The 5732-nt window shown below is 65.6% G+C and carries 5 protein-coding genes; all 5 read left to right on the forward strand.

Translation table 11 applies throughout. The annotated features are described in order from the left end of the window. Positions 1–916 (forward strand): GTP 3',8-cyclase MoaA (gene moaA, locus ACIQ6O_RS11775; protein WP_396207984.1); only part of this gene is annotated, 916 nt, incomplete at its 5' end. Between the two features lie 192 nt (positions 917–1108). Continuing rightward, positions 1109–2038, forward strand: a complete 930-nt coding sequence (gene mdh / locus ACIQ6O_RS11780; protein ID WP_396207985.1) for a malate dehydrogenase — start codon at positions 1109–1111, stop codon at positions 2036–2038. 63 nt (positions 2039–2101) lie between these two features. Further along, positions 2102–2818 (forward strand): succinate dehydrogenase cytochrome b subunit, encoded by a 717-nt coding sequence (locus ACIQ6O_RS11785; protein WP_396207986.1) that lies wholly within the window; start codon positions 2102–2104, stop codon positions 2816–2818. 1 nt (position 2819) lies between these two features. Further along, positions 2820–4733 carry a fumarate reductase/succinate dehydrogenase flavoprotein subunit gene (locus ACIQ6O_RS11790; RefSeq protein ID WP_396207987.1) on the forward strand — a complete coding sequence of 638 codons (1914 nt, stop codon included), beginning with the start codon at positions 2820–2822 and terminating at the stop codon, positions 4731–4733. Continuing rightward, on the forward strand, positions 4733–5506 hold the full coding sequence (locus ACIQ6O_RS11795) for a succinate dehydrogenase/fumarate reductase iron-sulfur subunit (RefSeq protein WP_396207988.1): 774 nt from the start codon (positions 4733–4735) through the stop codon (positions 5504–5506). Before ACIQ6O_RS11790 ends, ACIQ6O_RS11795 begins: the two co-directional genes overlap by 1 nt. Positions 5507–5732 lie beyond the last annotated feature (226 nt).

Consider the following 5732-nt stretch of genomic DNA (forward strand, 5'->3'; position numbering starts at 1 on the left):
CTGCAATTTCCGCTGCCAGTACTGTATGCCCGTGGAAGGGCTACCGTGGCTCCCCAAGCAGGATATCCTGCGCTACGAGGAGATCACGGCGATCGTGCAGCAACTGGCACCGCTCGGGCTCAAGCGGCTCCGCATCACGGGGGGCGAGCCGACCATTCGTCCAGAGCTCGCCTCACTCGTCCGCCAACTGAAGGCGATCGAGGGGATCGAGGACATCGCCCTCTCCACCAACGGCGTAAAGCTTCCGCAGATGGCCGCGGAACTGGCCGAGGCCGGCCTCGATCGCGTGAATATCAGCGCCGACTCGCTCCGCGCCGAGCGCGTGGTACGTATTGCCCGAAGGGACCTCGGCTTCGACCTCGTGACCGCCGCCAAGGCGGCCGAGGACGCGGGCATCGGCCCGATCAAGATCAACGTGGTCGTGATGCGCGGCATCAACGACGACGAGGTGGCTGACTTCGCCCGCCTCACGCTTGAGCACCCGTGGCACGTGCGCTTCATCGAGCTCATGCCGGTGGGCGAGCTGCGCGAGCTCACCTGGGATCACGTGGTCCCCAGCGCCGAAGTGCTGGCGCAGGTTCAGAGGGTGGGCGTGTTGCAGCCGGACAGCGGTCCGTCGCGCGGCAACGGTCCGGCGGTCTACCATCGGTTTGCGGGCGCCCCCGGCACCATCGGGGTCATCACGCCAATGACGCACACGTACTGCTCGACCTGTAACCGGGTGCGCCTCACCGCGGATGGCCGCCTCCGGACCTGCCTCTTTGGCGACCATGAGGTGCCGCTGCGCGACGCGCTCCGGCGTGGCGAGCCGCTCGAGCCCCTGTTCGTGAAGGCCCTCGCGGAGAAGCCCAAGGAGCACGACCTGCTGCAGATGCGGGTCGGCGGTCTTCGTGCCCTCAGCGAAGTCGGCGGCTGAGCCCCGGTCGCCGATCGGACTGTTGCGTCCGCATTGCTCGCGTGTGTGCAGCGCTCTATGTTGCGAAAACGACACTCCCTGATCGTCGCGCTGTACTAACCGGCTAACAGGATTTTCGCTGGCGCGCGGCGTTCTCCCCACTTAAACGCAGCAGTATTTCGCTTCGAAAGCCGTTCGGAGATCCGGCACAACATGGTCAACAAGATCACGGTCGTAGGCGCAGGCAACGTGGGCGCCACGACGGCGCAGCGCATCGCCGAGAAGTCGCTCGGGCGCACGGTGGTGATGGTCGACGTCGTCGACGGCATCCCGCAGGGCAAGGGACTCGACCAGTGGGAATCGGCGCCGGTCGAAGGCTTCGATACGCGCGTCATCGGCACCAACGGGTACGAAGAGACGGCCGGCTCGGACATCGTGGTGATCACCGCCGGTATTGCCCGCAAGCCGGGCATGACGCGCGACGACCTGCTCAACACCAACGCCGGCATCGTCAAGTCGGTGGCGGAGCAGATCAAGGCCACGTCGCCGAACGCGATCGTCATCGTCGTGTCCAACCCGCTCGACGTGATGTGCTACGTCGCGAAGGCGGTCACCGGCTTCCCGCGCGAGCGCGTGATCGGCATGGCCGGCGTGCTCGACACGGCGCGCTATCGTTCCTTCATCGCCGAAGCGCTCGACGTATCAGTGCGCGACATCCAGGCGATGGTGCTGGGTGGCCACGGCGACACCATGGTGCCGCTCGTGTCGTACACCACGATCAGTGGGATCCCCATTCGCCAGCTGATGGGTGAAGAGCAGCTCGCCGGCATCGTGCAGCGCGCGCGTGACGGCGGTGCCGAAATCGTGAAGTACCTCAAGACGGGATCGGCGTACTACGCGCCGTCGTCGGGCGCGGTCGAGATGGTCGACGCGATTGTGCACGACCGCAAGCGCATCCTGCCGTGCGCGGCATGGCTCGAGGGTGAGTACGGCATGTCCGGCCTCTTCCTCGGTGTCCCGTGCAAGCTGGGCAAGAACGGCCTCGAAAAGGTGCTCGAGATCGAGCTCACGGCCGACGAGCGCGCGGCGCTCGAGAAGTCGGCGCAGGCCGTGCGCGAGCCCATGTCGATCCTCTCCCTCTGATCCTGACGGAACCGGCGCGCTCACCACGGTGACTGCGCCGGTTTCTTCTTTCTCACCCCACCTATGTACGCACTCTCGCGTTTCTGGCAGAGCACGATCGGCAAGAAGATCGTGATGGCTGTGACGGGGATCATCGGGATCCTGTTCGTCCTCGGCCACATGTCGGGCAACTTCCTCATGTTCAAGGGGCAGGGGGCGATGCACGATTACGCCCTGCTGCTCCGGACGAGCATGCCGCTGCTCTGGGCCATCCGTCTCGGTCTGCTCGCGGCCGTCGCGCTGCACGCCACGGCGGCCTATCAGCTCACCATGATCTCGCGTGCGGCGCGTCCCGACGCCTACGCCGTGCGTCGGCCGCAGGTGACCACGTTCGCGGCGAAGACGATCCGGTGGGGCGGCGTGCTGCTCCTCGCGTTCATCGTCTTTCACATCCTGCACATGACGCTGGGGACGGTGCACCCGCAGTTCACGCACCTCGACCCGTACAACAACGTCCGCATCGGCCTGTCCAATCCGGCGGTGGCGGCGTTCTACATTCTCGCGATGGCGGCGCTGGGACTGCACCTGTTCCACGGTACGTGGGCGGCGGTCCGTACCCTCGGGGCGGCACGTCCGGCCAGGCAGCCGCTCAAGCGCACGCTCGCGCTCGCGCTGGCGATCGTCGTCGCTGGCGGCTTCATCGCCATTCCGGTCGCCTCCATGGCCGGCCTCTTCCCCGAAGCGCCCGCGCTGCAGGAAAGCGCTGCAGAAACCACCACGGCCGCGGCGGAGACGCACTGACATGCTCGATCTGAACAGCAAGATCCCCAGCGGTCCCCTCGAGCAGAAGTGGGACCAGCACCGCTTCTCGATGAAGCTCGTGAACCCCGCCAACAAGCGGAAGCATCACGTGATCGTCGTCGGCGCCGGCCTGGCCGGCTCGTCGGCGGCCGCCACGATGGCGGAGCTGGGCTACAACGTGTCCTGCTTCGTGTTCCACGACTCGCCGCGTCGCGCGCACTCGATCGCGGCGCAGGGCGGCATCAACGCGGCCAAGAACTACCAGAACGACGGCGACTCGGTGCGCCGTCTGTTCTACGACACGATCAAGGGCGGCGACTTCCGCGCCCGTGAGGCGAACGTGTACCGCCTCGCGCAGGTGTCGGTGAACATCATCGACCAGTGCGTCGCGCAGGGCGTGCCCTTCGCGCGCGAGTACGGCGGCCTGCTTGCGAACCGCTCCTTCGGCGGTGCGCAGGTGTCGCGCACCTTCTACGCGCGCGGACAGACGGGGCAGCAGCTGCTCCTTGGCGCCTACCAGGCGCTCGAGCGCCAGGTCGGGCTCAAGAAGGTGCAGATGCACACCTTCGAGGAGATGCTCGAACTGGTGGTGGTCAATGGCCACGCGCGCGGCATCGTCACGCGCAATCTGCTCACGGGCAAGATCACGTCGCATGCGGCCGACGCGGTGGTCCTCGCCACGGGCGGGTACGGCAACGTGTTCTACCTGAGCACGAACGCCATGTACTCGAACGTGACGGCCACGTGGCGCGCGCACAAGAAGGGCGCGGCGTTCGCGAATCCCTGCTACACGCAGATTCATCCCACGTGCATTCCGGTGAGCGGTGAGCATCAGTCGAAGCTCACGCTCATGTCGGAGTCGCTGCGCAACGACGGCCGTATCTGGGTGCCGAAGAAGCAGGGGGACACGCGGGCACCGTCGCAGATTCCCGAGTCGGAGCGCGACTACTACCTCGAGCGCAAGTATCCGAGCTTCGGCAATCTCGCGCCGCGTGACATCGCGTCGCGCGCCGCCAAGGAAGCCTGCGACGATGGCCGCGGTGTGGGTCCCGGCGGTCTCGGCGTATACCTCGACTTCAGCGACTCGATCAAGCGCCTCGGCAAGCAGACCATCGCCGAACGCTACGGGAACTTGTTCGACATGTACCAGCGCATCACGGACGAGAATCCGTACGAGCAGCCGATGCGCATCTACCCCGCCGTGCACTACACGATGGGCGGTCTGTGGGTGGACTACAACCTCATGAGCACGATCCCGGGCCTGCACGTGGCTGGGGAAGCCAACTTCTCCGATCACGGTGCCAACCGTCTAGGGGCTTCGGCACTCATGCAGGGGCTGGCCGACGGCTACTTCGTGCTGCCGTACACGATCGGCGACTACCTCGCCAGCACCAAGCTGGACAAGGTCGACAACACGCAGGCTGAGTTCCGCGCGGCGGAGCAGGCGGTGCGTGACCGCCAGAACACGTTCCTCAGCATCAAGGGCAAGCGCACCGTCGACTCCTTCCACAAGGAACTCGGCAAGGTGATGTGGGACTACTGCGGCATGGCGCGCGATCGCGAGGGGCTCAAGAAGGCGATCGGTCTCATTCAGACGCTCAAGCAGGAGTACTGGGAGAACGTCAACGTGCCCGGCAGCGGCGACTCGCTCAACCAGTCGCTCGAGAAGGCCGGTCGCGTGGCCGACTTCATCGAACTCGGTGAGCTCATGTGCCGCGACGCCCTCGATCGTGAGGAGTCGTGCGGCGGTCACTTCCGCACGGAGTACCAGGAAGAGGGCGAAGCCAAGCGTAACGACGACGAGTACGCGTACGTCGCGGCCTGGGAATACGCCGGCGAAGGCAAGGATCCGATCCTCAACAAGGAACCGCTGGTGTACGAGAACGTGCACCTCTCCACGCGGAGCTACAAGTAATGAAGGTCACACTCAACGTCTGGCGTCAGCCGGCGGCGCAGGCCCCCGGCAAGCTGGAGACGTACGATCTCGATGGCGTGAGCGCCGACATGTCGTTCCTCGAGATGTTCGACATGCTCAACGAAAAGCTCACGATCGAGGGGAAGGAGCCGGTCGCCTTCGCCCACGATTGCCGTGAGGGCATCTGCGGCTCGTGCTCGATGATGATCAACGGGCAGGCGCACGGACCGTGGAAGGGCACGGCCACGTGCCAGTTGCACATGCGGGCGTTCAAGGACGGTGACATCATTACCGTCGAGCCGTGGCGGGCCTCATCGTTCCCCATCGTGAAGGACCTCGTGGTGAACCGTGGCTCGTTCGACCGCATCATTCAGTCGGGCGGGTTCGTATCGGTGAACACGGGCGGTGCGCGTGACGCCAACGCCATCCTCATCGGCAAGGACGTGCTCGATGAGGCGATGGATTCGGCGGCGTGCATCGGCTGCGGCGCCTGCGTGGCGGCGTGCCCCAATGCGTCGGCGTCGCTGTTCACCGGCGCAAAGATCTCGCACCTTGGGAACCTGCCGCAGGGTCAGCCGGAACGTGACAAGCGCGCGCTGGCGATGGTAGAGCAGATGGATCTCGAGGGGTTCGGCCACTGCACGCTCGCTGGCGAGTGCCAGGAAGCCTGCCCGAAGGAGATCAGCATCGACGTAATCAAGCAGATGAACCGCGATTATCTCGTGGCGAGCGCCAAGCGGCAGGAGCCGCGCGCGGTCGCCGGGTCGGGCTGACCATCGCGGTTTGGCAGCTCTTGGTGTTCATGAACACGGGCGAGGCTTCGGCTTCGCCCGTTTTCATTGATGCCCGATTCTCCAGGGCGCATATTCAGCGCATGGTGCCTTTCCTGCGCGCGTTTTCGCTCCTGTTGCTGCTGTCGGCTCCGGTCGTGGTGCGTGCACAGTCTGGTGACGCGGCGCGCGGGCTGGCCTTGCTCATCAACTTCCGCGATTCGTTGCC

The organism is Gemmatimonas sp. (assembly GCF_044345575.1).
Taxonomy (GTDB): Bacteria; Gemmatimonadota; Gemmatimonadetes; order Gemmatimonadales; family Gemmatimonadaceae; genus Gemmatimonas.

Coding starts and splice junctions, on each gene's coding strand:
- mdh (WP_396207985.1), top strand. CDS start 1,109: ATGGTCAACAAGATCACGGTCGTAGGCGCAGGCAACGTGGGCGCCACG.
- ACIQ6O_RS11785 (WP_396207986.1), top strand. CDS start 2,102: ATGTACGCACTCTCGCGTTTCTGGCAGAGCACGATCGGCAAGAAGATC.
- ACIQ6O_RS11790 (WP_396207987.1), top strand. CDS start 2,820: ATGCTCGATCTGAACAGCAAGATCCCCAGCGGTCCCCTCGAGCAGAAG.
- ACIQ6O_RS11795 (WP_396207988.1), top strand. CDS start 4,733: ATGAAGGTCACACTCAACGTCTGGCGTCAGCCGGCGGCGCAGGCCCCC.